Genomic DNA, 22,538 nt, shown 5'->3' with positions numbered 1-22,538 from the left:
ATGCGCCCTCCAAGCCACCGGCTTGCCGCCTCCCTGTCTCTGCACGCCAGGGCGCTACTACGCCCACAGGCTTGTTGAACCGCCCCAATTCCTGCCCTTTCTAATCGTCCCCATCACCGATCGCGATCTGCGGTCGGCTCGAAGCGGGGTCGAACGTGGCGGTCCATTCCTTCCAGTCCGAGGCGGTTTCAAGAGGCGCGCGCATGCTGCGCACCGCCCTCGGTCCGGCGATCGCCGCCTTCCTCGAAGACCCGGCAATCGTCGAAGTAATGCTGAACCCCGACGGCAGGCTCTGGATCGACAGATTGTCGACCGGATTGGCCGACACGGGAGAGCGCCTCTCGGCCGCCGACGGCGAGCGCATCGTCCGCCTCGTCGCGCACCATGTCGGCGCCGAGGTTCACGCAGGCGCGCCGCGCGTCTCGGCCGAGTTGCCCGAGACGGGGGAGCGGTTCGAGGGTCTTCTGCCTCCCGTCGTGGCGGCGCCGGCATTCGCGATCCGCAAACCCGCGGTCGCTGTCTTCACGCTCGACGATTACGCCGCCGCTGGAATCATGACGCCGGCGCAAGCGGCAGTGCTGAGCCGCGCGGTGGCCGAGCGCCGCAACATCCTCGTCGCGGGCGGCACGTCGACCGGCAAGACCACCCTCACCAACGCCTTGCTCGCCGAGGTCGCCAAGACGGCGGACCGCGTGGTGCTGATCGAAGACACCCGCGAACTTCAATGCCAGGCGCCCAACCTGGTCGCGCTGCGCACCAAGGACGGCGTCGTTTCGCTCTCCGATCTCGTGCGCTCCTCGCTTCGGCTGCGCCCCGACCGGATCCCGATCGGCGAGGTGCGCGGCGCCGAGGCGCTCGATCTCCTCAAGGCCTGGGGCACCGGCCATCCCGGCGGCATCGGCACTATCCACGCCGGCACGGGCATCGGCGCGCTGCGCCGCCTCGAGCAGCTGATCCAGGAAGCGGTCATCACCGTTCCGCGCGCCCTCATCGCCGAGACCATCAACGTAGTCGCGGTGCTCACCGGTCGCGGGTCGGAGCGGCGGCTCTCGGAACTCGTCCAAGTCACCGGCCTGGGACAGTCCGGCGACTACGCAATTTCACCAGCAGGAGACCAGCCATGATCCGCCGAGCGTTCCTTATCCGCCAGCATATCGCTACCGCCGCCGCGATCGGCTTCGTGACGCTGACCAGCGCCCCCGCCTGGGCCGCCGGCTCGAACATGCCGTGGGAGCAACCGCTCAATCAGATCCTGCAGTCGGTCGAAGGGCCGGTGGCCAAGATCCTCGCGGTGATCATCATCATCGTCACCGGGCTGACCCTGGCGTTCGGCGACACCTCCGGCGGCTTTCGCCGCTTGATCCAGATCGTCTTCGGCCTGTCGATCGCGTTCGCCGCATCGAGCTTCTTCCTGTCGTTCTTCTCCTTCGGCGGCGGGGCGCTCATCTGATGGCGACGCTGGCCGCCGACGAAACCGTTCCAGGCTTCGTCGCTCCCGTTCACCGGGCGCTGACCGAGCCGATCCTGCTCGGCGGGGCGCCTCGCGCCGTTGCGATCCTGAACGGGACATTGGCCGCGGCTCTGGGTCTCGGCCTTCGCCTGTGGATCCCCGGGCTGCTGCTTTGGGTGATCGGACATACCGCCGCGGTTTGGGCGGCGAAGCGCGATCCGATGTTCGTCGATGTGGTGCGCCGCCATCTGCGCATCCCCGGCCATCTCGGCGTCTGAGGCCCACTCAATGGACATCGCCCGATGATGAACTTCGCCGAATATCGCCGCCCGACGACCCGTCTCGCGGATTTCCTGCCATGGGCGGCGCTGGTCGACGAAGGCGTTGTCCTCAACAAGGATGGCAGCTTCCAGCGCACGGCGCGTTTTCGCGGTCCCGATCTCGATAGCGCGGTGCCGGCTGAACTCGTCGCCGTCGCCGGCCGGCTCAACAATGCGTTGCGGCGGCTGGGATCGGGATGGGCGGTCTTCGTCGAGGCCCAGCGCCATCCCGCCTTCCATTATCCGGAAAGCCGCTTTTCCGACGCGGCGTCGGCCCTCGTCGAGGCCGAGCGCAAGGCGGAATTCGAAGAGGAAGGAGTCCACTTCGAGTCCAGCTACTTCCTGACCTTCCTCTGGTTGCCACCAGCCGAAGACGCCGCCCGCGCCGAACGGTTCCTCTACGAAGGCCGTAAGCGGGCCGAAGGGGCCAATGCCCGCGAGGCGTTGCGCGGCTTCATCGATCGCACCGGTCGCGTCCTTCAGCTCGTCGAGGGCTTCATGCCCGAGAGCGCCTGGCTCGATGATGCTGAAACGCTGACCTATCTGCACGCCACCATCTCGACCAGGCATCAGCGCGTCCGCGTGCCCGAAATTCCCATGCACCTCGATGCGGTGCTGGCCGACCAGCCGCTGACCGGCGGGCTGGAGCCGATGCTGGGTAGCGCGCATCTGCGCGTGCTGACCGTCGTCGGCTTCCCGACTTCGACCACACCAGGGCTTCTCGACGAGCTCAATCGGCTCGCCTTCCCGTACCGCTGGTCCACTCGCGCGATCATGCTCGACAAGACCGATGCGACGAAGCTGCTGACGAAGATCCGGCGCCAATGGTTCGCCAAGCGCAAGTCCATCGCGGCGATCCTCAAGGAGGTAATGACCAACGAGGCGTCGGCGCTGCTTGACACCGATGCCCACAACAAGGCGATGGACGCGGATGCCGCGCTCCAGGAGTTGGGTTCGGACGTTATCGGGCAGGCCTACGTCACCGCGACCGTCACGGTCTGGGACAACGACCCGCGCAACGCCAACGAAAAGTTGCGTCTCGTCGAGAAGGTCATCCAGGGCCGCGACTTCACCTGCATGGCCGAGACGGTCAACGTCGTCGAAGCGTGGCTCGGATCGTTGCCCGGCCATGCCTACGCCAATGTCCGCCAGCCGCCTGTCTCGACACTCAACATCGCGCACATGATCCCGCTCTCGGCCGTCTGGGCCGGCCCGGCGCGCGACGAGCATTTCAAGGCGCCGCCACTGTTCTTCGCGCGGACCGAAGGCTCGACGCCGTTCCGCTTCAGCCTTCATGTTGGCGATGTCGGACACACGCTCGTGGTCGGGCCGACCGGCGCCGGCAAGTCGGTGTTGCTGGCGCTGATGGCGTTGCAGTTCCGCCGATACGCCGGCTCCCAGATATTCGCCTTCGACTTCGGCGGCTCGATCCGTGCCGCGGCGCTTGCGATGGGCGGCGACTGGCATGATCTCGGCGGCGCGCTGTCCGGCGATGCGACCGAACCCGTGGCTTTGCAGCCCTTGGCTCTGATCGACGATGCGGCCGAACGCGGCTGGGCGGCGGAATGGATCGCAGCCATCCTCGCGCGCGAGAAGATCAGCGTCACCCCCGAGGCGAAGGATCTCCTGTGGTCGGCGCTCTCGTCGCTTGCCAGCGCGCCGATCGCGGAACGCACCCTGACCGGCCTGTCGGTATTGCTGCAATCTCAGGCCCTGAAGCGCGCCTTGCAATCCTATTGTCTCGGCGGTCCCTACGGCCGCCTGCTCGACGCCGAGGCCGAACGTCTCGGCGAAGCCAGCGTCCAGGCATTCGAGACCGAAGGCCTCATCGGCACGGGCGCGGCGCCCGCCGTGCTGGCGTATCTCTTCCACCGCATCGAAGGCCGGCTCGACGGGCGGCCAACGCTGCTGATTGTCGATGAAGGCTGGCTCGCCCTCGACGACGAAGGATTCGCCGGTCAGCTCCGCGAATGGCTGAAGACGCTGCGCAAGAAGAACGCGAGCGTCATTTTCGCCACCCAATCCCTTTCGGATATCGATGGCAGCGCGATTGCGCCCGCCATCATCGAGAGTTGCCCGACGCGGCTGTTCCTGCCGAACGAGCGCGCGATCGAGCCGCAGATCACCGCCATCTATCGCCGCTTCGGCCTGAACGACCGTCAGATCGAGATCCTCGCGAGAGCCACGCCGAAGCGCGACTACTACTGCCAGTCGCGACGGGGCAATCGCCTGTTCGAATTGGGCCTCGGCGACGTCGCGCTGGCCTTCACCGCCGCTTCATCGAAGTCCGACCAGGCCGCCATCGAGCGCCTGCTCGCCGAGCACGGACGCGACGGCTTCCTCGCCGCCTGGCTGCGCCTGCGAGACGCCGGTTGGGCCGCCGATCTCATCCCCGCCCTCCGAAACCTGGAGACACAGCCATGACCCGCATTCGTCTTCGCCAGTTGGCGGCGTCGGGCGCGCTTGCCCTTTCGCTTGCCGTCGCCGCGCCGCCGGCCTTCGCACAATGGATCGTCTTCGATCCGAACAACTTCTCCCAGAATGTGCTGACAGCCGCGCGCGAGCTTCAGCAAATCACAAACCAGATCACCTCGCTGCAGAACGAAGCGCAGATGCTGATCAACCAGGCGCGCAATCTCGCGAGCCTGCCTTACTCGTCGCTGCAACAACTTCAGTCGTCGATCCAGCGCACCCAGCAGCTCCTCGCCCAGGCACAGAACATTGCCTACAACGTTCAGCAGATCGACCACGCGTTCCAGACCACCTATGGCGGCGCGAACGCCAGCCAGTCCAATCAGGCCCTGATCGCCAACGCCCAACAGCGGTGGCAGAACTCGGTCGGAGGCTTCCAGGACGCCTTGCGCGTCCAGGCCGGCGTCGTCGGCAATCTCGACACCAACCGCACACAGATGTCGGCGTTGGTCACGTCGAGCCAGTCCGCGACCGGGGCGCTTCAGGCGACGCAGGCGGGCAATCAGATGCTCGCTCTCCAGGCGCAGCAACTCGCGGACCTCACGGCCGCGGTCGCGGCCCAGGGACGCGCGCAGACGCTCCAATCCGCGCAGCAAGCCGCGGCTCAGGACCAGGCGAAGGAACAACTTCGCCGCTTCCTGACGCCCGGCTCGGGCTACCAGCCGACCACCATCACGATGTTTCACTGATGACGCCGCGCATCACCGCGGCAATGGCGGCACGCGCGGCGGCGATGGCGTTCGTGCTGGTCGCGATCGCCGCGACCGCCATCCAGTTCCGGCATAGCGATCGTAAGCTCGCTGAGGGCTCGACAGCTTCGCCCGCGGCCGTCGATGCCGATCCGCTGCGGGCCGAGCTGGCCGGCTGCCAGGTCCTTGGAGAAGCCGGCGCGCACGATCCTGGCTGCCTGCACGCATGGGCCGAGAACCGGCGCCGCTTCCTTGGCGGCGGCAGCCGTCCCCCGGAACCCTCGCCGGCCGAAATGTTTCCCAGCGCGCGGACGTCGCCAAGCGTCGCAACGGGCGCCAGGCCCCTCGATCAACCCCCGCCGAAGGACGAGCGATAAGATGGGCGGCACCGGCGTCATCGACCGTTTCCTGGCGGTTTTCACCCAGTACATCGATAGCGGCTTCGGCTTGCTCGGCAGCGAGGTCGCCTTCATCGCGACCACGCTGATCGTGATCGACGTGACGCTGGCCGCCCTCTTCTGGTCCTGGGGCGCCGACGACGACATCATCGCGCGGCTGGTGAAGAAGACGCTCTTTGTCGGTGTCTTCGCCTACCTAATCGGCAACTGGAACAGCCTCTCTCGCATCGTCTTCGAGAGCTTCGCCGGGCTCGGTCTGAAAGCCTCCGGCACGGGAATGGCCGAGGCGGATTTCCTTCGACCTGGCCGCATCGCTCAGGTCGGCCTCGATGCCGGCCGCCCCATACTCGACTCGATCTCCGGCCTGATGGGCTACGTCTCGTTCTTCGAGAACTTCATCCAGATCACGGTGCTGCTGTTCGCCTGGGTGATGGTGCTGCTCGCCTTCTTCATTCTCGCGATCCAGCTCTTCATCACCCTCATCGAATTCAAACTGACGACGCTGGCCGGGTTCGTGCTGATTCCCTTCGGCCTCTTTGGCAAGACGGCCTTCGCCGCCGAGCGCGTGCTCGGCAACGTCGTCTCCTCCGGCATCAAAGTGCTGGTGCTCGCCGTCATCGTCGGCATCGGCTCGACGCTGTTCGCTCAGTTCACCGCGGGCTTCGGCGGCGCACAGCCGTCGATCGACGACGCCATGGCGATCGTGCTCGCGGCGCTGGCGCTGCTCGGCCTCGGTATCTTCGGGCCCGGCATCGCAAACGGGCTGGTGTCGGGCGGACCGCAGCTCGGAGCCGGCGCTGCTGTCGCGACCGGCCTCGCCGCTGGCGGCATTGTCGCGGCTGGCGCCGGTCTCGCGGTCGGCGGCGCGGGACTCATCGGTGGCGCCGCTGCCAGTGCGGCACGCGGCGGTGCTGCGCTCGCCGGGGGCGCCACTGCCGCCTATCGCGCAGGCGGCGCCTCCGGGGTTGCGACCTCTGGCATCTCCAAGGCTGCCGAGGCGGTCACCAGTCCGCTTCGGCGTGCCGCCGCGAACCTCAAATCGAGCTTCGAAGCCGGCGGCCAGGCCGTGACGGGAGAAGCGGCGAGTGGGGGCGGGGAAGCTGCCGGCGCTGCGTCCTCTGCTGGATCGTCGGCGTCCGGCAGCCCGCCCGATTGGGCGAAGCGGATGAGGCACTCCCAGACCATCAGCCATGGCGCATCCGCCGCCACCCACGCGGTCAGGTCAGGTGACGGCAGCGGTGGCGGCGCGTCCGTCGATCTCTCGGAAGGGGAATGAGCATGTTTCGACGACCATCCGTGCGTTACGGGCGCACCCCAGAGCCGGAAACGCCATACCAGAAGGCCGCCCAGGTGTGGGATGAGCGGATCGGTTCGGCCCGTGTTCAGGCCAAGAACTGGCGGTTGATGGCCTTCGGTTCGCTGCTTCTCTCAGGTTGCCTCGCCGGCGGGCTGATCTGGCAATCGGCGCGCGGCACCATCACCCCTTGGGTGGTTCAGATCGATAAACTCGGCCAGGCCCAGGCGATTGCGCCAGCCAGCGCGGACTATCAGCCGAGCGATCCGCAGATAGCCTACCACCTCGCACGCTTCATCGAGGATGTCCGCGGGCTGCCCGCCGATCCGATTGTGCTGCGCCAGCAATGGCTGCGCGCCTACGACTTCACGACCGATCGCGGCGCGGCGGCGCTGAACGATTACGCGCGCACCAACGATCCTTTCGGCAGTCTCGGCAAAATCCAGATCTCCGTCGAGGTCTCCAGCGTCATCCGCGCTTCGCCGGAATCGTTCCGCGTCGCCTGGATCCAGCGACGCTACGAAAACGGCAGTTTGAGTTCGACCGAACGCTGGACCGCCATCCTCTCCGTCGTGCTCCAGACCCCGCACGACGCCGACAGGCTGCGGAAAAATCCGCTAGGGGTCTTCGTCAATTCCATCAACTGGTCGAAGGAGCTGGGGCAATGAAGCCGCTGTCTTTCCGAAATCCGGCTCTTCCGATTTTCCGTAGAGCCGCACTCCCGGCATTGCTGCTGTCCGCCTCGGCGCTCGCGGGCTGTGCCCATCTGACGAAACCGCCGGAGATCGCACTCGATGACGTGGCGGCGCCGGCTGTGTTGCAGGTGGACCCGCCAGCGCCAGTGCAGGTCGTGGAACTGCCGACACCGCTGCCGCTTCCCGGCCAGTTGAAACCGCTCCCGAAAGGCAAGGCTCCGCCAGAGTCTGGCGATCCGACGGTGCGCGTCAATCAGGCCAACGCCGCCGCCCGCGTGCAGCCGGTGCGCGACGGCTTCATCAACGCCGTGCAGGTCTATCCCTTCTCCGGAGGCGCCCTCTACCAGGTTTACACGGCGCCGGGTCAAGTGACCGATGTCGCCCTCCAGGAGGGCGAGCAACTCGTCGGTTCCGGCCCGGTCGCCGCCGGGGACACGGTGCGCTGGATCATCGGCGACACCGAAAGCGGCACGGGCGCCACCAAACGCATCCACATCCTGGTGAAGCCGACGCGGCCGGACCTTCTGACCAACCTCGTCATCAACACCGACCGGAGGACATATCTCCTCGAACTGCGCTCGACGAGCGCGACGTACATGGCATCCGTATCCTGGCAGTACCCTCAGGACCAGCTTATCGCGCTTCGCCGTCAGAACGTCGCGGCGGCGACGGCGGCGCCGATCGACGCCGGCATCGACGTCTCGAAACTTCGGTTCCGCTATCAGATCACCGGCGACAATCCGGCATGGCGGCCGCTTTCGGCGTTCGATGACGGTTCGAAGGTCTATATCGAAATGCCGCGCGGTCTCGCCCAGGGCGAAGCGCCGCCACTCTTCGTGATCGGACCTGAAGGCGACGGCCAGCTCGTCAATTACCGCGTCCGCCAGAACTACTACATCGTTGATCGCCTGTTCGCCGCCGCGGAGCTTCGCCTGGGTGGGGAACACCAGCAGACAGTGCGCATCTCCCGCACCGATGGGAGGGTGCGATGAGCGAAAACCCGGAAGGGAGCGCGGGGCCAGCGTCGCGAGCGGCACCAGACTCGTCGCTGCGGCTGCGGTCCGAGCGGCCGCGCGTCACCCGCCTTTCGCGCAAGGTATTGGCCGGCGGTGCGGCGATCGCGTTGGTCGCGGTCTCCGCCGCCGTGTTCTGGGCGCTCCAGAACAACGGCAAGCGCGGAGCACCGGAAGAACTATACAGCACCGACCATCGCACGACCGCCGACGGCCTGGCGGGTCTCCCCCGAGACTATGCCGGCATTCCTCGGCAGGCGCCCCAACTCGGGCCACCGCTGCCCGGCGATCTCGGCCGGCCGATGCTCAACGCCGGAGCCGCGCCGGGCACCGTCGTTCCGACCGGGCCTGCCGTGGATCCGGAAGCACAGCGCCGCGCGCAAGAAATCGAAGCCGCCCGGCTGAGCCACCTGTTCGCGTCGACAAATATCCGCGAACTGCCGGCACCGGCGCTTCCGCCTGTGCCGATGCCAGATGGTACGACGGCGTCAGGTCAGCCGCCGCAACTCTCGACGGACGGGGCGTTCGCGCAGAATGGCCAGGACCGCAAGCTGGCCTTCACGAACGCCTCGGTCGATCGGCGGACGACCAGCCCGGACCGGCTGGCCGCGCCCGCCTCGGCCTACGTGGTACAAGCCGGGACCGTCATCCCCGGCGCGCTGCTGACGGGCATTCGTTCCGATCTTCCCGGCCAGATCACTGCCCAGGTGACCGAGAACGTCTACGACAGCCCGAGCGGCCGGTCGCTGCTGATTCCCCAAGGTGCGCGTCTCATCGGCACCTACGACAGCCAGGTCGCGTTCGGTCAGTCGCGCGTCCTGCTGGTCTGGACCCGTTTGATCATGCCGAACGGCAAATCGATCGTGCTGGAACGCCAGCCAGGCGCCGACGTCGCCGGATATTCCGGGCTGGAAGACGAGGTGGATAACCACTGGGGCATGCTGTTCAAGGCCGCGATGCTCTCGACCCTCTTGAGCGTCGGGTCCGAAGCAGGCACTGGCAGCAACGAGAACTCGCTTGTCCAGGCGCTGCGGCAGGGTGCGTCCCAAAGCTTTAACCAGACCGGACAGCAGATCGTGGGCCGCTATCTCAACATCCAGCCGACCCTGACGATCCGCCCGGGCTTCCCGGTGCGCGTCATCGTCAACCGGGATCTCGTGCTCGAACCCTATCAAGGCTGAGGAGGTGACCGATGGCACAGCTGAAACTCGGCGCGATTGCCGACGACAAGCCGATCAAGCTGACGGTCGAGTTGCCGGCGGCGATACACCGCGACCTCGTCGCCTACGCCGATGCCTTGGGCCGCGAAACCGGACAGGATGCGATCGATCCCGCCAGACTGGTCGCACCGATGCTGGCGCGATTCATCGCCGGCGACCGCGCGTTCGCCAAACTGCGTAGTGTCAGGAAACCCACTTCGGCGCGTCAGGCGCTGGGCGGCCAGACGCCAACGAGCGAGCAAGGCTGAGGAAACGCCGTAGGGCAGGATTGTCATTGCCCGGCAGCCAGACCGCGCTATACGGCAACATGTCTTCCGCGGTCGCCAGAGGGCGGAAGACGACCTCGGGATACCGCGTCGCGGTCGCTGCTTCGCTTGCTATGCTGATGCCGAAGCCTAGCGCGACCAGATGCATGAGAGTTTCGCCGCCAACACCATGCCGCTCGATCGATGGACTTCGCCCGAATGCCGTCGTCCGGCGGACGATGTAGTCGTGTATCTCAGGCCCCGGCGCGGCGCGGCTGACGATGAAATCCTCGTCCTTCAGGGACTCCCAATGAATCGCGTCGCCATCGGCCAGAACATGGTGCTCAGGCAAAGCCGCAAAGACCCGCGCCTCCCACAACACGACGCTATCGCAGTGTGCCGCCAGTGGTGTCCCGGCTACGAAAGCGACGTCGAGATGGCGCTCTGTGATCCGGGCGAGATGTTCACTGGTAGAGCCTTCGACGATCTCCATGGCGATCGCGGGGTGGTGCTCGCGATAGCTGCCGAGCAGGTTGCGCAGGTAGCCACCCGAGACCGACGCAAGAATACCGATCCGGATCACGCCCTCGGCGCCACGCCCGGCACTTGCGGCCGCCTTCATCGCGTGATCGATCTCCGAGAGAGCCGGGCGGGTCCTCTCCAGAAACCGGCGCCCCGCCTCCGTGAGCCGGACACCGGTCGAGTCGCGCTCAAACAGCGACACCCCCAGCTTGTCTTCCAGCGCCCGAACGCGGCGGCTGACGGCCGACTGCCGGACCCCGAGAACCTGTGCGGCGCGGCTGAAACTCAGATGCTCGGCTACCAAAAGCGCCTGTGTGACGGAAACGAGGTCAATCATGCATCTGCCTCCAATGTGACTCTTACGCGCGAGTGCAGTGCAGCAAGATTGGCCTAGCTATTGAGGCATAACGGAGGCGACGTTTTTCCGAAAAACATCCATCATTCAGCGGTTATTAACCCATTGTTAACAAACAGCTGAAGCTCACCCCGAATCATTTGGCCTCGCACGAAAAGCATGGTCCCGGCCAGCTGCGCGTTCGCACCCGGCCTGGTCGATCAGATTATACAGCCAACACTGCGCCCCCTGTGCGAGCCACAAGCCCCGGGACTCTCCAAAATCAAGGACGAGCCAGAATGAGCCACCGGTCCCCTTGGCTGCCGGCAAAAACGCGTCTATAAACTAGTTGGGTCAAGTAGCTAATCACATCAGGCCCGAAGGTGCGCAGTGAGCGAAGAGAAGGCAGATCTTCGGTGGGGCGTGGAGCGGCGGCTCGAGTTCATCGAGTTTCGGCTCTTTTGGGAGGGGCATGTGAACAGGAGCGACCTGATAGAGGCGTTTGGGATATCGGTCCAACAGGCATCGACCGATCTGAACCGCTATCAGGGCCTAGCGGCGGCCAACATGCTCTACGACAAGAGCGCCAAGGCTTATGTCCGAGGCACGACCTTCAATCCGCTTTTCCTGAAACCGGATGCAAGCCGCTATCTGTCTCAGCTCAGGTCAGTGGCCGAGCGCATCCTAGATAAATCGGACGCGTGGATAGGCGAGTTTCCCGATTATGCCACGGCGCCCGCACCAGCGCGCGCAGTGACCGCAGCGACACTCCGCTCTGTGGTTGCAGCCATCCGGCGATCAGAAGCCATCGAGATCAAATATCAATCGCTTTCGCGGCCGGAGCCGAGATGGCGCTGGATCGCACCTCACGCCATTGGCTTCGACGGCTTCCGATGGCACGCGCGCGCCTTTTGCGAAGTCGACTTGAGCTTCAAGGATTTCGTCCTGTCACGGATTATAGAAACACGCGCAACACGCGCTAGCGATCACCGTCCTGAAAATGATGAAGATTGGCAAGCGCATGTGGTGCTGCAAATCGGCCCGCACCCGGACCTCTCAGAAACCCAAAAAAAGGTCATCGGCCTCGACTATGGGATGCACGCGGGCCACGCGGAAATCCGAGTCAGGCGCGCCTTCCTTTACTACACGCTGAAACGGCTTGGCCTCGATACCGACCCATCCGCGCGGCGACCACAGGACCAACAGATTGTTCTACTAAATCAGGACATGCCAGAGCTAGCAGCGATGCTTCATCGCGAGGAAGCATAAAATGGCACAACTCGAAGACCTGAAACCCAACGCGTCCATCCGGGGTATCTTGCCAAACGGGCTGGTCACCGTTGTCAATGTTCAATGGCACGGCTCGGCCGCTCTTGAGCTCACCTACAAAACACCCGAGGGCAAAGTCGCAAACGAACTTCTGTACAGGCATGATGAGCTTAGAATTGAAGTCGTAGAATTGGGCCGACCCTGGAGTTTTGATGGTGATGGCAAGCTCTTCCGGCTCGTCTCGGAGGCGCAGCGTATTCGGCTCGCCCATCTTTTTGATCCCGTGTTGGCTGTTCACACATCCGTTGTAGAGCCTCTACCGCACCAGATTACCGCTGTGTACGAATCCATGCTGCCGCGCCAACCTCTGCGGTTTCTGCTTGCTGACGACCCCGGCGCCGGCAAGACGATCATGGCGGGCCTCTTGATGAAGGAGTTGATTGCGCGAGGTGATCTCCACCGCTGCCTAGTCGTCTGTCCTGGCAGCCTCGCCGAGCAATGGCAGGACGAGCTGTATCGACGCTTTCATTTGCCTTTCGATATCTTGACAAACGACAAGCTTGAAGCTGCACGGACGGGAAACTGGTTCCTCGAAAACAATCTGGTGATTGCGCGGCTTGATAAGCTCTCGCGAAATGAAGACGTTCAGCAGAAGCTTCAAGCCCCTGATTGCCGCTGGGATCTGATCGTTTGCGACGAAGCACATAAAATGTCCGCTACGTTTTTCGGCGGAGAGATAAAATACACCAAACGCTACAAACTTGGCCAATTACTCGGCACACTGACAAGACATTTCTTGTTGATGACCGCAACACCGCACAACGGAAAGGAAGAAGATTTTCAGTTATTCATGGCGCTCCTCGATGGTGACCGCTTCGAGGGTCGGTTCCGTGATGGCGTACATGCCGCGGATGTTTCCGATCTAATGCGAAGGATGGTCAAGGAGAACCTGCTTAAGTTCGATGGTACACCCCTGTTTCCCGAACGCATTGCCTACACGGTCCCCTACAAGCTCTCTGACCCAGAAGCTCAGCTCTACAAGGAAGTCACTGACTACGTGCGCGAGGAGTTTAATCGCGCGGAAGCTCTTGAGAATGACAAGCGCGCTGGCACCGTTGGGTTCGCGCTGACCATTCTCCAACGGCGCCTCGCGTCTTCGCCAGAAGCGATCCACCAGTCTCTGAGGCGGCGCCGCGAACGATTGGAAGGCCGGCTTAGAGAGCTGGAACTGCTTCAACGCGGGGGTGAGGTGGCGCCGGCTCTAGCGTCGGCGGCGCCTGCGCTGGACGCAGAAGATGTTGAGGATCTCGAGGAGGCCCCTGACAGCGAAGTGGAGGCGGTCGAAGAAGATATACTCGACCAAGCGACCGCTGCGCGGAGCATCGCCGAACTTCGAAGTGAGATTGAAACCCTGAAGCGGCTTGAGGCCCTGGCGCACTCGATTCGGCGCAGTGGCGAAGACAAAAAGTGGCGCGAGCTTGCGAACCTTCTATCCGAGATATTCACGCCGGCCGCCGTTGCGCACCAACTGGCTGAGGAGCGGCCCCCCTATGATGCCGGCGTTCGTTCGGTATCGAAGCCGACCCCGTCTCCAACGCAGAAGCTCGTGCTGTTCACCGAACACCGCGACACGCTGAACTACTTGCAAGGCCGCATAACAACCCTTCTTGGCCGCAAACAGTCGGTTGTCATGATCCATGGTGGTATGGGTCGCGAGGAGCGGATGAAGTCTCAGGAGTCATTTAGGCACGACCCCGAAGTGCAAGTGCTCCTTGCGACCGACGCCGCTGGTGAAGGCATAAATCTCCAGCGTGCCCATCTCATGGTGAACTACGACCTGCCGTGGAATCCAAACCGCCTGGAGCAGCGCTTCGGCCGAATCCATCGGATCGGCCAGACCGAAGTGTGTCATCTTTGGAACCTCATCGCCGAAGGAACCCGTGAGGGAGACGTTTACCGTAAGCTCCTTGAAAAGCTGGAGCATGCCCGCAAAGCTCTGGGAGGACAGGTCTTTGATGTCTTGGGCAAGCTCCAATTCGAGGGACGTCCCCTGCGAGAGCTGCTTATCGAAGCCATCCGCTACGGCGATCTGCCTGAGGTGCGGGCCAGGCTCACGCAGGCGGTCGACAACGCCCTCGATCGCGCCCAGCTTCGAGACTTAATAGAGGAGCGCGCCCTGGCGCACGACTCGATGGACGTGACTAAAGTCCATCGCATTCGGGAGGAGATGGAACGCGCCGAAGCGCGCCGCCTTCAGCCCCACTATATCGAATCTTTCTTCCTTGAAGCCTTCAAGCAACTCGGCGGCAACGCGAAGCAGCGCGAGCCGCGGCGATATGAGGTCACCCATGTCCCGGCACCGATACGCAATCGCGATCGGTTGATTGGATTCGGCGAACCGGTGTTGCCCCGTTACGAGCGCATAGCTTTTGAAAAATCGCTGATAGCCCCGCAGGGTCAGGCACTGGCTGCCTTCGTCTGTCCCGGGCACCCCCTTCTCGATGCAGCCATCGACCTCACGCTGGAACGACACCGCGATCTGCTGCGCCGAGGAACGGTCTTGGTTGACGACCGCGATCCCGGTTTGAGCCCACGCGTCCTGTTCTTTCTCGAACATGCAATTCAAGACGCGGGCATCACGCGAAGTGGGGACCGGCGGATCGTATCCAAGCGAATGCTCTATGTTGAAATCGACGCAGAAGGGCAAGCGCGGCATCTCAACTACGCACCCTATCTCGACTATCGGCCGCTCCAGGACGGAGAACCGAACGTGGACGCCTTCCTCGCCCGGCCCGAGTCTGCATGGATCGGTCGTGAAATCGAGCAAAAGGCACAGGGATATGCCATCGCCAACGTCGTACCGGAGCATCTCGCTGAGGTCCGATCACGCAAGCTGGAATTGCTCAGCAAGACTGAGGCCGCTGTCAAAGACAGGCTAACGAAGGAGATCAGCTACTGGGATCACCGCGCTGAACAGCTGAAGCTTCAGGAACAATCCGGAAAAATAAATGCGCGGCTGAACTCCGGAGAGGCCCGAAAACGCGCGGACGCCCTACAGGGCCGTCTTGAAAAGCGAATGGAAGAGATAAAGCACGAACGGCAGATCTCTCCGTTGCCACCTGTCGTGCTTGGCGGGCTTCTGGTCGTGCCAGCCGGTTTGGTCGCCGCGATGACCGGGCATCGGCCGCCTACCTTCACGGAGTCCCGGGACACACAGGCTGCCGCCGCACGAGCTCGTCAGATCGTGATGGAAGTGGAGCGTAGTCTTGGGTTCGAACCGACCGATCGGGAACTGGAGAAACTTGGCTACGATATTGAAAGTCGGATTCCCGGCACCGGCCGGCTTCGCTTCATCGAGGTAAAGGGGCGCGTGTCCGGTGCGGCGACGATCACCGTAACTCGAAATGAGATCCTATACTCGCTCAATAAGCCCGACGAATTCATTCTCGCTGTCGTCGAGTTTGATGGTGACGACCATCGGCTTCACTATGTCCGCAGGCCGTTCCAGCGCGAGCCAGATTTCGGTGTCACCAGTGTCAACTACAACTTTACTGAGCTGATTGCGCGCGCGGAGCCGCCCAGATGATCGGGCGACCGCATTACTTCGAGGGGATACGTGAGCGTGCAGCGAGACGTTGGGACCAGCTGGAAAGCGATCCCGAACTCGCCGGACCTTGGCATCAGCTCTTCAAGCAGGTCCAGAGTCCTCGTCACATTCTGTCGGAGTTGCTGCAAAATGCAGACGACGCTGGCGCGACCGAAGCGGCGGTGCGCATTGAGGACCATTGCTTTATCTTCACCCATGACGGCGAGGATTTTGCCGAGGAGCATTTCGCTTCGCTGTGCCGGTTCGGTTATTCCAACAAGCGCGCGCTGCATACGATCGGTTTCCGCGGGATTGGCTTCAAGAGCACGTTCAGTCTCGGTGACACGGTTCGTCTCCTGTCACCTACACTCTCGGTAGCTTTCGAGCGCCAACGGTTTACCGAGCCGAAGTGGATCAACGGTGCCGCTTCACTGCCCCGCCATACCGAGGTTCATGTACCAATCGTGGACGCTCATCGCGAGCGAGAGGTCGAGAAGAACCTTGAGGAATGGCTCAAGAGCCCAGTTTCCCTTCTCTTCTTCAAACACATTCGTCGTCTGCGGATCGGCGAACATGAAATGCATTGGGGCAGCATGGGTCCTGGACCAGTCACTGATACCGAGTGGATGGCCCTGCATGACAAACCTGACGATGCGTATCTGATCGCGCGATCCGCGGACGAGACTTTTCCAGCCGACGCGATGTCGGAAATCCGGCAGGAGCGGCTGCTCGGCGCGGACCAGGAGGCAGACTTCCCCGCCTGCAAGGTCGAGATCGTACTTGGCGCCAAGGGACGCCTCTACGTCGTGCTGCCCACAGGGGTGGAGACTTCGCTGCCCTTCGCCTGTAACGCTCCGTTCATCCAGGACCCCGCACGCCTCAAGATCAAGGATCCGGAGACATCCCCGACAAATCGGTGGCTCTTGGAGCGCGTCGGGTCGCTCGCGGCAACTGTGATGCTTCGATGGCTGCGCGACCCCAATGCAAGCCTAGTCGAGCGGTCCCGGGCCTACGAGCTATTCCCCGATGTCGATCGTGATGACAATTCGCTTGAGGGAACGTGCGCGACGACGGTGGAAGAGACCTTCGATAACGCGATCGCAGGCCAAGCCTTTCTGCTCACAAACGATAGCGAGCTAAGACCCGGCGGACAGAGCGTCATCTTCCCCGAGGAGATGTTCGACGTCTGGCCGGCCGAGCAGGTCGCTTCTCTCCTCGACAGTGCTGGCCGACCTGCGCTGTCCCGGCATGTGTCAGGTGCCGATTCCGAAAAGCTGGTGCAATGGGGCGTTGTGGAGCGCATAGGCAAGGAACAGGTCCTCGCTGCCCTCCAATCGAAGCATCTTCCCAGGCCGGAAACCTGGCGCCGCCTTCTGAAATTATGGGCGTACGTCGCGCCGGACGTCACCGGTTGGCGCATGACGGCCAATCGATCGAAGCTTCGCATATTGCCGGCTCAGGGCAAGAACGTTCTCTATTCGGCTGGCGAGGTCGTGCGATTGGGCGAAAAGCGCCTTCTTCAGTCGGAAGAAGATTGGGATTTTCTGTCCGCTCACCTGCTTGTGCTGAACCAAAATTGGACGCGCTTCATTACGGAGCAGCGCAGGTCCACCGAAGGCGCTGAAGATGCCGAACTCGACCAAGAGGCCCGCGCCGCGCAGGCCGTGCTAAAGGCTCTCGGCCTTGAGGAGTCCAGCGACGTCAGCAAGGTCGTCGATCAGGTCGCCGCCGGATTTTTCAGACAGGGGTCGAGCACCCTCGCAAACTGCGTCCAGCTTGCCCAAATTGCCGCAAAGCTGGGCGCATCAGCGGGCGAGTCCTTCAGATTTGCGTCGAACGATCGTCGGTTGAGGTCGCGCGCCCACGTTGTTCTTTTCGACCGAGATGGGACTCTGGAATCCCTCCTGCCGAAAGTCTGGTGCGCAGAGCATCTCCTTCATCCCGACTATTCGAAAGATTTCACGTCGTGCACCGCCGAGGAATGGCGGCGATGGATCTCGTCGGGGCGCTCTGGCCTGCTGGAATGTGCCCCGCTCAAACAAAAACGCATCGACGTGTATGGCCGGCAGAGAATCGAAGCCGAACTTCGTCGGCGCGGATCATCGTCCGTCCCGACTTTTCACTACAAGACTTCGAGTTTCATCGTTGAGGATTGGGACTTCGACGATATCTTCTGGAGCCAATGGACCGCCGCGGCGAAGGATGATGATCGCCTCTGGAGTCGCGTTCTCGATCGCATTCTCGCCCAACCTGACACCTTCTGGTCGGCGGCGTCGGGCGCTCGCGCGGTGCAGATCGCTACGACAGGAAGCACCCGGGCGGTAAGCTATGATGAGCTCCTGCCGACGTGGATTCTGAAGTTCCGCGATCTCCCATGCTTGCCGGACACGCGAGGCTTCCTCCGCAAGCCTTCCGAGATGCTCCGAAGGACGCCAGAGACAGAGTCGCTCATAGACGTCGAGTTCTTCGTTTATGGGCTGCTCGACCGGGAAACCACCAGGCCGCTGCTGGCGCTGCTGGGCGTCAGGGACACTCCCACCGGGCCGGATCGGCTGCTGGACTGCCTTCGCGCCCTGGCGCAATCCGCCAAGCCTCCGGTGCAAGAGGTCGAGAAATGGTATCGGCGTCTCGACCAGATGGTCGACACATGCTCCACGGCCGATCTTCTGAACATCAAGAAGGCGTTTCGGGAGGAGAAGATCATCCTCACCGACGGTGCTGGCTGGGCCACACTGCCGGGTGTGTATCTCTCTTCCGATGAAGAGGATGTGCCAGGCGCCGCCGTCATTCGCACCTCGGTTCGGGACCTCTCACTTTGGCGGAAACTCGGCGTCGCCGAGCAGGCGACCGCGGACCTTGCCATTCAGTGGTTGAAGCAACTTCCCACCGGCAAGCCCCTATCCCAGGACGACGCGCGCCGGGTGCGGGCGCTCATGTCGCGCCATGCCAACAGGATATGGCACGAGTGCGGTCATTGGTTGAACCTGGCGCGCGAGTGGGTGCCGGTCGCGACGCTTGAATATGCGCTCACGATGCAGACCCTTACGGAATACAGCCACCTGCACGAATGGGTGAAGCAGAAGACCGCGGATTTCCAGCGGTTGCCGGCGGAGATAACGGAGACGCTGCCCTTCGGCGATATTCCGCGTCTTGCGAGCCGCATCGAGGAACGGCTTCAACAGGACCCTCTGTTCGCGGGGGCGCCAGAGAAGCATCCATGGCTCACCCAATTGGGTGCTGAACTCTGTCGGATTGAACTTGATGACGGAGGTGAGACTCAACGAGTACGCACCATCGCAGAGGATCTCGCCCGGACTGTGTGGCGGACCTCACCGACGCTGGAAATCATTCCCTATATCGACGGCGCCCCAGCGGGAACGCCAAAGCCTGCCGAGGTCGTGTGGCTGGACCGGACGTTATTCGTCGAGCCGCTCCCGCGGGCGAAGCTCGCGCGGCTGGTGCCGGAACGGCTGGGGAAAGTCTTTGGCCGACCTGATGTCACTGCCGCACTCAACTATTGTTTCGGCCGATCAGCCGACGACGTGACCGAATACGTAGAAGAAAATTTCAAGCTTACCCTTCGCTCAGCCCCCACGATTTCGGAAGATGACAATCCGGTCTCGGGATTGCCAGCCACCCAACAACCGGGCGAGGAGCCAAGCCCCAATGGCATCCCCCCATCGGAAAGCCCCGCCGATGGAGCGGCCACACCAGCAGCCGACGCGGCTGAGGCGGCAACATCGTCCGAACCCACCGACGAGCTCGACGAGCATCAAGACGAGATGGACGGGACGGATAGTGGGCCACCAAGGGAGCGCCCCGCTCCGAGACCCGCCAAGCCGAGCATGATTGAACGGTTTGCCCGATCCCTTGGCTATCAGAAGGAGAGCGACGAGCGCTTCTTCCATGCCGACGGAAGTTGGATCGGCAAGGCGCACGATAACCGCTTTCCGTGGGAGCGGCGGACAGGGAAAGGCGAACTCGTCCACCACTATTTGCCCAAGGATCACTGCCTGGAGCAGCAGCCGCTCCAGCTTGAGGCGGACATCTGGGGCCTGATGGAAAAGTTCCCGGACCTCTACGCTCTCATTCTCTCAACTCCGCAGGGTGACCCCATCGAAGTTCTAGGCGCGCGACTGCGCGCAATGCGCGACGGCGGTGAACTCACCCTTTACCCAGCCACATACCGATTGGTTTTTGATCATGACCACCAGCAATAGCCCAAGAAAAAAACTGATCGAAGTGGCGCTGCCGCTACCGGAGATCAACGACGCGTCTGCTTACGATAAAATGCCAGGAATTGGCCCGCACCCGAAGGGCATTCACCAATGGTGGGCGCGCCTGCCGCTACCAACCGCACGTGCAGTGCTGTTCGCATCAGTTGTAGATGACCCGGAATCGCACCCCGAAAAGTGGCCGACCGAGACAGATCAAAATGCTGAGCGGGAGCGGCTGTTCGACATTATGCGTCGGATGATGGCGAAAAAACTGCACACGGCTCCGGAGGTCTACGCCGAGGCTACCGCAGAAATGCTGGCTCACTGCGGTGGGAAACTGCCTGCCGTTTTTGATCCGTTCTCTGGCGGAGGATCAATACCCCTAGAAGCCAATCGGTTGGGCTTTGAAGCCCATGCTGGCGATTTAAATCCCGTCGCGGTGCTCTTGAACAAGTGCAATCTCGAGATTGCGCCGAGATGGTTTGACCACCCGCCATCCAATCCAGAAGATCGCAATCGAATTGGCGGAGGCGAGGCTTGGCGGGGAACACAGGGCCTCGCCGCCGACATCCGACATTATGGCGCGACTATTCGTGAGCGCGCAGTTGAACGGATCGGACATCTATATCCAAAAATCGGCCTGCCCAAGGATTTTGGCGGCGGCGAAGCAAACGTGATCGCATGGATATGGGTGCGTACGGTTGCTAGCCCGAACCCGGCTGTGCGGGGAAAGCATGTTCCGTTGTGCAGCACCTATTGGCTATCAAACAAGAAGGGTGCGGAGGTCTGGCTTGAACCTGTTATCGAGAATGAAGGTTGGCGCTTTGAAATAAGACGAGGTCAACCAAAAGACCGTACAGGCATAACGAAGGGTTTGAAAGCCGGACGCGCCACATTTGAGTGTCTTCTTACACGCGATATCATCGGAAATCGGTATATCAACGAGCAAGCGGAAGAGCACAAGATCGAGTATCGGTTAGTTGCAATTATTGGTGAAGGTCGGCGAGGACGGATATATTTACCTGCTACCCAGGCACATGTTGATGTTTCTCAAGTAGAGCCACCTGAAGACATCCTAATTGAACCCGCCTCGGGAACATTTGCGGGCAACGCAGTCGGGCTACCATATGGGTTCGACCAATTTAGGCGATACTACACCAACCGCCAGCTTCTTGGACTAAGCTGTCTCTGCAACATAATTAGAGACACGGCAGACAACATTAGACGAGACGCGCTGCGTGGCGGCTTATCGGACGGTGATGCTGTCGCCTATTCCAACGCCGTTATTACGTTTTTAGGTCTAGGCTTAGACCGTTCCGCCGATTTCAATAATTCTCTTTGCAGATGGAGTCCTTCAAATCAAAAAGTGATGAATCTTTTTGGGCGGCAAGCGATTCCGATGGTTTGGGATTTTGCCGAGGCAAACCTACTGGGAGATGGTATCGGCAGTTGGATTACGTGCGTAAATTACGTAGCGGACTGCGTCGAAACGATTCCTGTCGTGAATAATACGACAGGCACGGCCGATCAGATAGACGCTGCATCCGGCGCACTTAAATTTACAAACCTTCTGGTCAGTACAGACCCGCCTTATTATGATAACATTGGGTATGCTTCGCTAAGCGACTTCTTTTACGTATGGCTGCGTCAGACCGTCGGCGGGCTCTATAAAGAGCTGTTTTCAACGTTACTAGTGCCAAAGATGACGGAACTAACTGCTGCTGCTGAACGGTATGCAGGTGATAAAACCAAGGCTAAAGAGCACTTCGAGGGGGGGTTTAAGAAAGCTTTCACAGAATTAAAGACGCGCATGGATCACAATTTTCCTCTGACAGTCTACTATGCGTTTAAGCAGGATGACGATGACGGAGAGGCAGAGTTGAATGATTCCGGTGTCATCGACCTCACGACCGGCTGGGAAACGCTCCTTGAAGCTTTGATTTCAAGCGGGTTTCAAATTACAGGCACTTGGCCAGTGCGCGCTTCGCAAAAATGGCGCATGGTGTCGATGGGTACAAACTCGTTGGCCTCTTACATTGTACTCGCTTGCCGTCCCCGCCCAGGCGATGCACCTCAAACGGCGAGCAGCCAGTTCCGCAACGAACTTAAGCGAACGCTGCCGGCGGCATTGCGGCATCTGCAGCAAGGCAACATCGCTCCCGTCGATTTTGCCCAAGCCGCCCTTGGTCCAGGTATGGCCATCTACTCCCGCTACAGCCGCATTCTAGAAAGCTCGGGAACGCAGCTTTCGATCAGAGCAGCAATCAATATTATTAACCAGACGCTAACAGAGGTGCTCAGCGAGGTTGAAGACGAATTTGATTCAGATACCAGGTGGTCAATCGCTTGGTATGAACAATACGGATTTTCAGAAGGAGATTTTGGCGATGCCGAAATACTCAGCAAGGCTAAAGTCACGTCGGTGTCTGGTCTTCAGCAGGCAGGGATCCTGCTCTCCAGGTCGGGAAATGTTCGTTTACTTCGGCCCGATGAGCTATCAGCTGAATGGGATCCGCAGAGCGATCGCCGCATAAGTGTCTGGAGTATGACCCATCACCTACTCCGTTTGTACCATCACCTCGGCGCCGGTGATGAGGCAACCGCCGCACTATTGCGTCAATTGGGTTCCAACGGCGACGCGGCGCGAGACCTTGCTTACCGCCTATTCAAACTGAGCGAAAAAAAGAAGCTTTCTCAGGAGGCGGTCGGCTACAACGCGCTCGTCCTTGGGTGGCCTGAAATCGCCCGACTTGCTCGCGAGGAGAGAGCAGTTCCGTCACCCACACAACCTGACATGTTCGGGAGGGCTTAGGC

At 61.9% G+C, this 22,538-nt stretch carries 16 protein-coding genes; 15 read left to right on the top strand and 1 reads right to left on the bottom strand.

Annotation, left to right across the window (positions count from 1 at the left end):
- Window positions 1–203: 203 nt before the first annotated feature.
- The 11 genes from trbB to HUW10_RS03980 are packed head-to-tail and all read left to right on the top strand — an operon-like array spanning window position 204 to window position 9,799.
- Window positions 204–1,124: a P-type conjugative transfer ATPase TrbB gene (gene trbB, locus HUW10_RS04030; RefSeq protein WP_201712634.1), complete on the top strand. Its 921-nt coding sequence runs from the start codon at window positions 204–206 to the stop codon at window positions 1,122–1,124.
- The gene (locus tag HUW10_RS04025; protein WP_174502323.1) at window positions 1,121–1,450 is read left to right on the top strand and encodes a TrbC/VirB2 family protein; all 330 of its coding nucleotides are present in this window, start codon (window positions 1,121–1,123) and stop codon (window positions 1,448–1,450) included. The genes trbB and HUW10_RS04025 overlap by 4 nt, the downstream gene beginning before the upstream one ends.
- Window positions 1,450–1,728, top strand: a complete 279-nt coding sequence (locus tag HUW10_RS04020) for a VirB3 family type IV secretion system protein (protein WP_174502322.1) — start codon at window positions 1,450–1,452, stop codon at window positions 1,726–1,728. Before HUW10_RS04025 ends, HUW10_RS04020 begins: the two co-directional genes overlap by 1 nt.
- A gap of 24 nt (window positions 1,729–1,752) precedes the next feature.
- The gene (gene trbE, locus HUW10_RS04015) at window positions 1,753–4,194 is read left to right on the top strand and encodes a conjugal transfer protein TrbE (protein ID WP_174502321.1); all 2,442 of its coding nucleotides are present in this window, start codon (window positions 1,753–1,755) and stop codon (window positions 4,192–4,194) included.
- Window positions 4,191–4,931 (top strand): P-type conjugative transfer protein TrbJ, encoded by a 741-nt coding sequence (gene trbJ, locus HUW10_RS04010; RefSeq protein ID WP_174502320.1) that lies wholly within the window; start codon window positions 4,191–4,193, stop codon window positions 4,929–4,931. Before trbE ends, trbJ begins: the two co-directional genes overlap by 4 nt.
- Window positions 4,931–5,308: a putative entry exclusion protein TrbK-alt gene (gene trbK-alt / locus HUW10_RS04005; protein ID WP_236656193.1), complete on the top strand. Its 378-nt coding sequence runs from the start codon at window positions 4,931–4,933 to the stop codon at window positions 5,306–5,308. The genes trbJ and trbK-alt overlap by 1 nt, the downstream gene beginning before the upstream one ends.
- 1 nt (window position 5,309) lies before the next feature.
- The gene (trbL, locus tag HUW10_RS04000) at window positions 5,310–6,605 is read left to right on the top strand and encodes a P-type conjugative transfer protein TrbL (protein WP_174502319.1); all 1,296 of its coding nucleotides are present in this window, start codon (window positions 5,310–5,312) and stop codon (window positions 6,603–6,605) included.
- Window positions 6,602–7,291, top strand: coding sequence for a conjugal transfer protein TrbF (trbF, locus tag HUW10_RS03995; protein WP_217425390.1), 690 nt, complete (start codon window positions 6,602–6,604; stop codon window positions 7,289–7,291). Before trbL ends, trbF begins: the two co-directional genes overlap by 4 nt.
- Window positions 7,288–8,310, top strand: coding sequence for a P-type conjugative transfer protein TrbG (trbG, locus tag HUW10_RS03990; RefSeq protein ID WP_174502318.1), 1,023 nt, complete (start codon window positions 7,288–7,290; stop codon window positions 8,308–8,310). Before trbF ends, trbG begins: the two co-directional genes overlap by 4 nt.
- Window positions 8,307–9,512, top strand: a complete 1,206-nt coding sequence (locus HUW10_RS03985) for a TrbI/VirB10 family protein (protein WP_174502317.1) — start codon at window positions 8,307–8,309, stop codon at window positions 9,510–9,512. The genes trbG and HUW10_RS03985 overlap by 4 nt, the downstream gene beginning before the upstream one ends.
- An 11-nt stretch (window positions 9,513–9,523) precedes the next feature.
- Window positions 9,524–9,799 (top strand): DUF2274 domain-containing protein, encoded by a 276-nt coding sequence (locus HUW10_RS03980; protein WP_174502316.1) that lies wholly within the window; start codon window positions 9,524–9,526, stop codon window positions 9,797–9,799.
- Here the strand turns inward: HUW10_RS03980 and HUW10_RS03975 are convergent.
- Complete coding sequence (locus tag HUW10_RS03975; RefSeq protein ID WP_174502315.1) at window positions 9,735–10,655, bottom strand: LysR family transcriptional regulator; 921 nt, start codon at window positions 10,653–10,655, stop codon at window positions 9,735–9,737. The two genes, HUW10_RS03980 and HUW10_RS03975, sit on opposite strands and share 65 nt — an antisense overlap.
- A 387-nt stretch (window positions 10,656–11,042) precedes the next feature.
- Between HUW10_RS03975 and HUW10_RS03970 the strand changes: the two genes are divergently transcribed.
- The 4 genes from HUW10_RS03970 to HUW10_RS03955 are packed head-to-tail and all read left to right on the top strand — an operon-like array spanning window position 11,043 to window position 22,536.
- Window positions 11,043–11,921 carry a WYL domain-containing protein gene (locus HUW10_RS03970; RefSeq protein WP_174502314.1) on the top strand — a complete coding sequence of 293 codons (879 nt, stop codon included), beginning with the start codon at window positions 11,043–11,045 and terminating at the stop codon, window positions 11,919–11,921.
- Between the two features lies 1 nt (window position 11,922).
- Entirely contained in the window at window positions 11,923–15,507 is a 3,585-nt protein-coding gene (locus HUW10_RS03965) for a helicase-related protein (protein WP_174502313.1), read from the top strand.
- On the top strand, window positions 15,504–19,727 hold the full coding sequence (locus tag HUW10_RS03960; RefSeq protein WP_174502312.1) for a sacsin N-terminal ATP-binding-like domain-containing protein: 4,224 nt from the start codon (window positions 15,504–15,506) through the stop codon (window positions 19,725–19,727). The genes HUW10_RS03965 and HUW10_RS03960 overlap by 4 nt, the downstream gene beginning before the upstream one ends.
- On the top strand, window positions 19,711–22,536 hold the full coding sequence (locus tag HUW10_RS03955) for a DUF1156 domain-containing protein (protein ID WP_174502311.1): 2,826 nt from the start codon (window positions 19,711–19,713) through the stop codon (window positions 22,534–22,536). Before HUW10_RS03960 ends, HUW10_RS03955 begins: the two co-directional genes overlap by 17 nt.
- The last annotated feature ends 2 nt before the right edge of the window (window positions 22,537–22,538 follow it).

Origin of the sequence: Acidiphilium sp. C61 (assembly GCF_905116885.1) — a bacterium.
Classification (GTDB): Bacteria; Pseudomonadota; Alphaproteobacteria; order Acetobacterales; family Acetobacteraceae; genus Acidiphilium.
This window is presented reverse-complemented; position numbering and strand designations above follow the sequence as displayed.

Bases quoted from the DNA above. Each gene is read 5' to 3' on its own strand.
- trbB (WP_201712634.1), top strand. From the start codon at position 204: ATGCTGCGCACCGCCCTCGGTCCGGCGATCGCCGCCTTCCTCGAAGAC.
- HUW10_RS04025 (WP_174502323.1), top strand. From the start codon at position 1,121: ATGATCCGCCGAGCGTTCCTTATCCGCCAGCATATCGCTACCGCCGCC.
- HUW10_RS04020 (WP_174502322.1), top strand. From the start codon at position 1,450: ATGGCGACGCTGGCCGCCGACGAAACCGTTCCAGGCTTCGTCGCTCCC.
- trbE (WP_174502321.1), top strand. From the start codon at position 1,753: ATGATGAACTTCGCCGAATATCGCCGCCCGACGACCCGTCTCGCGGAT.
- trbJ (WP_174502320.1), top strand. From the start codon at position 4,191: ATGACCCGCATTCGTCTTCGCCAGTTGGCGGCGTCGGGCGCGCTTGCC.
- trbK-alt (WP_236656193.1), top strand. From the start codon at position 4,931: ATGACGCCGCGCATCACCGCGGCAATGGCGGCACGCGCGGCGGCGATG.
- trbL (WP_174502319.1), top strand. From the start codon at position 5,310: ATGGGCGGCACCGGCGTCATCGACCGTTTCCTGGCGGTTTTCACCCAG.
- trbF (WP_217425390.1), top strand. From the start codon at position 6,602: ATGAGCATGTTTCGACGACCATCCGTGCGTTACGGGCGCACCCCAGAG.
- trbG (WP_174502318.1), top strand. From the start codon at position 7,288: ATGAAGCCGCTGTCTTTCCGAAATCCGGCTCTTCCGATTTTCCGTAGA.
- HUW10_RS03985 (WP_174502317.1), top strand. From the start codon at position 8,307: ATGAGCGAAAACCCGGAAGGGAGCGCGGGGCCAGCGTCGCGAGCGGCA.
- HUW10_RS03980 (WP_174502316.1), top strand. From the start codon at position 9,524: ATGGCACAGCTGAAACTCGGCGCGATTGCCGACGACAAGCCGATCAAG.
- HUW10_RS03975 (WP_174502315.1), bottom strand. From the start codon at position 10,655: ATGATTGACCTCGTTTCCGTCACACAGGCGCTTTTGGTAGCCGAGCAT.
- HUW10_RS03965 (WP_174502313.1), top strand. From the start codon at position 11,923: ATGGCACAACTCGAAGACCTGAAACCCAACGCGTCCATCCGGGGTATC.
- HUW10_RS03960 (WP_174502312.1), top strand. From the start codon at position 15,504: ATGATCGGGCGACCGCATTACTTCGAGGGGATACGTGAGCGTGCAGCG.
- HUW10_RS03955 (WP_174502311.1), top strand. From the start codon at position 19,711: ATGACCACCAGCAATAGCCCAAGAAAAAAACTGATCGAAGTGGCGCTG.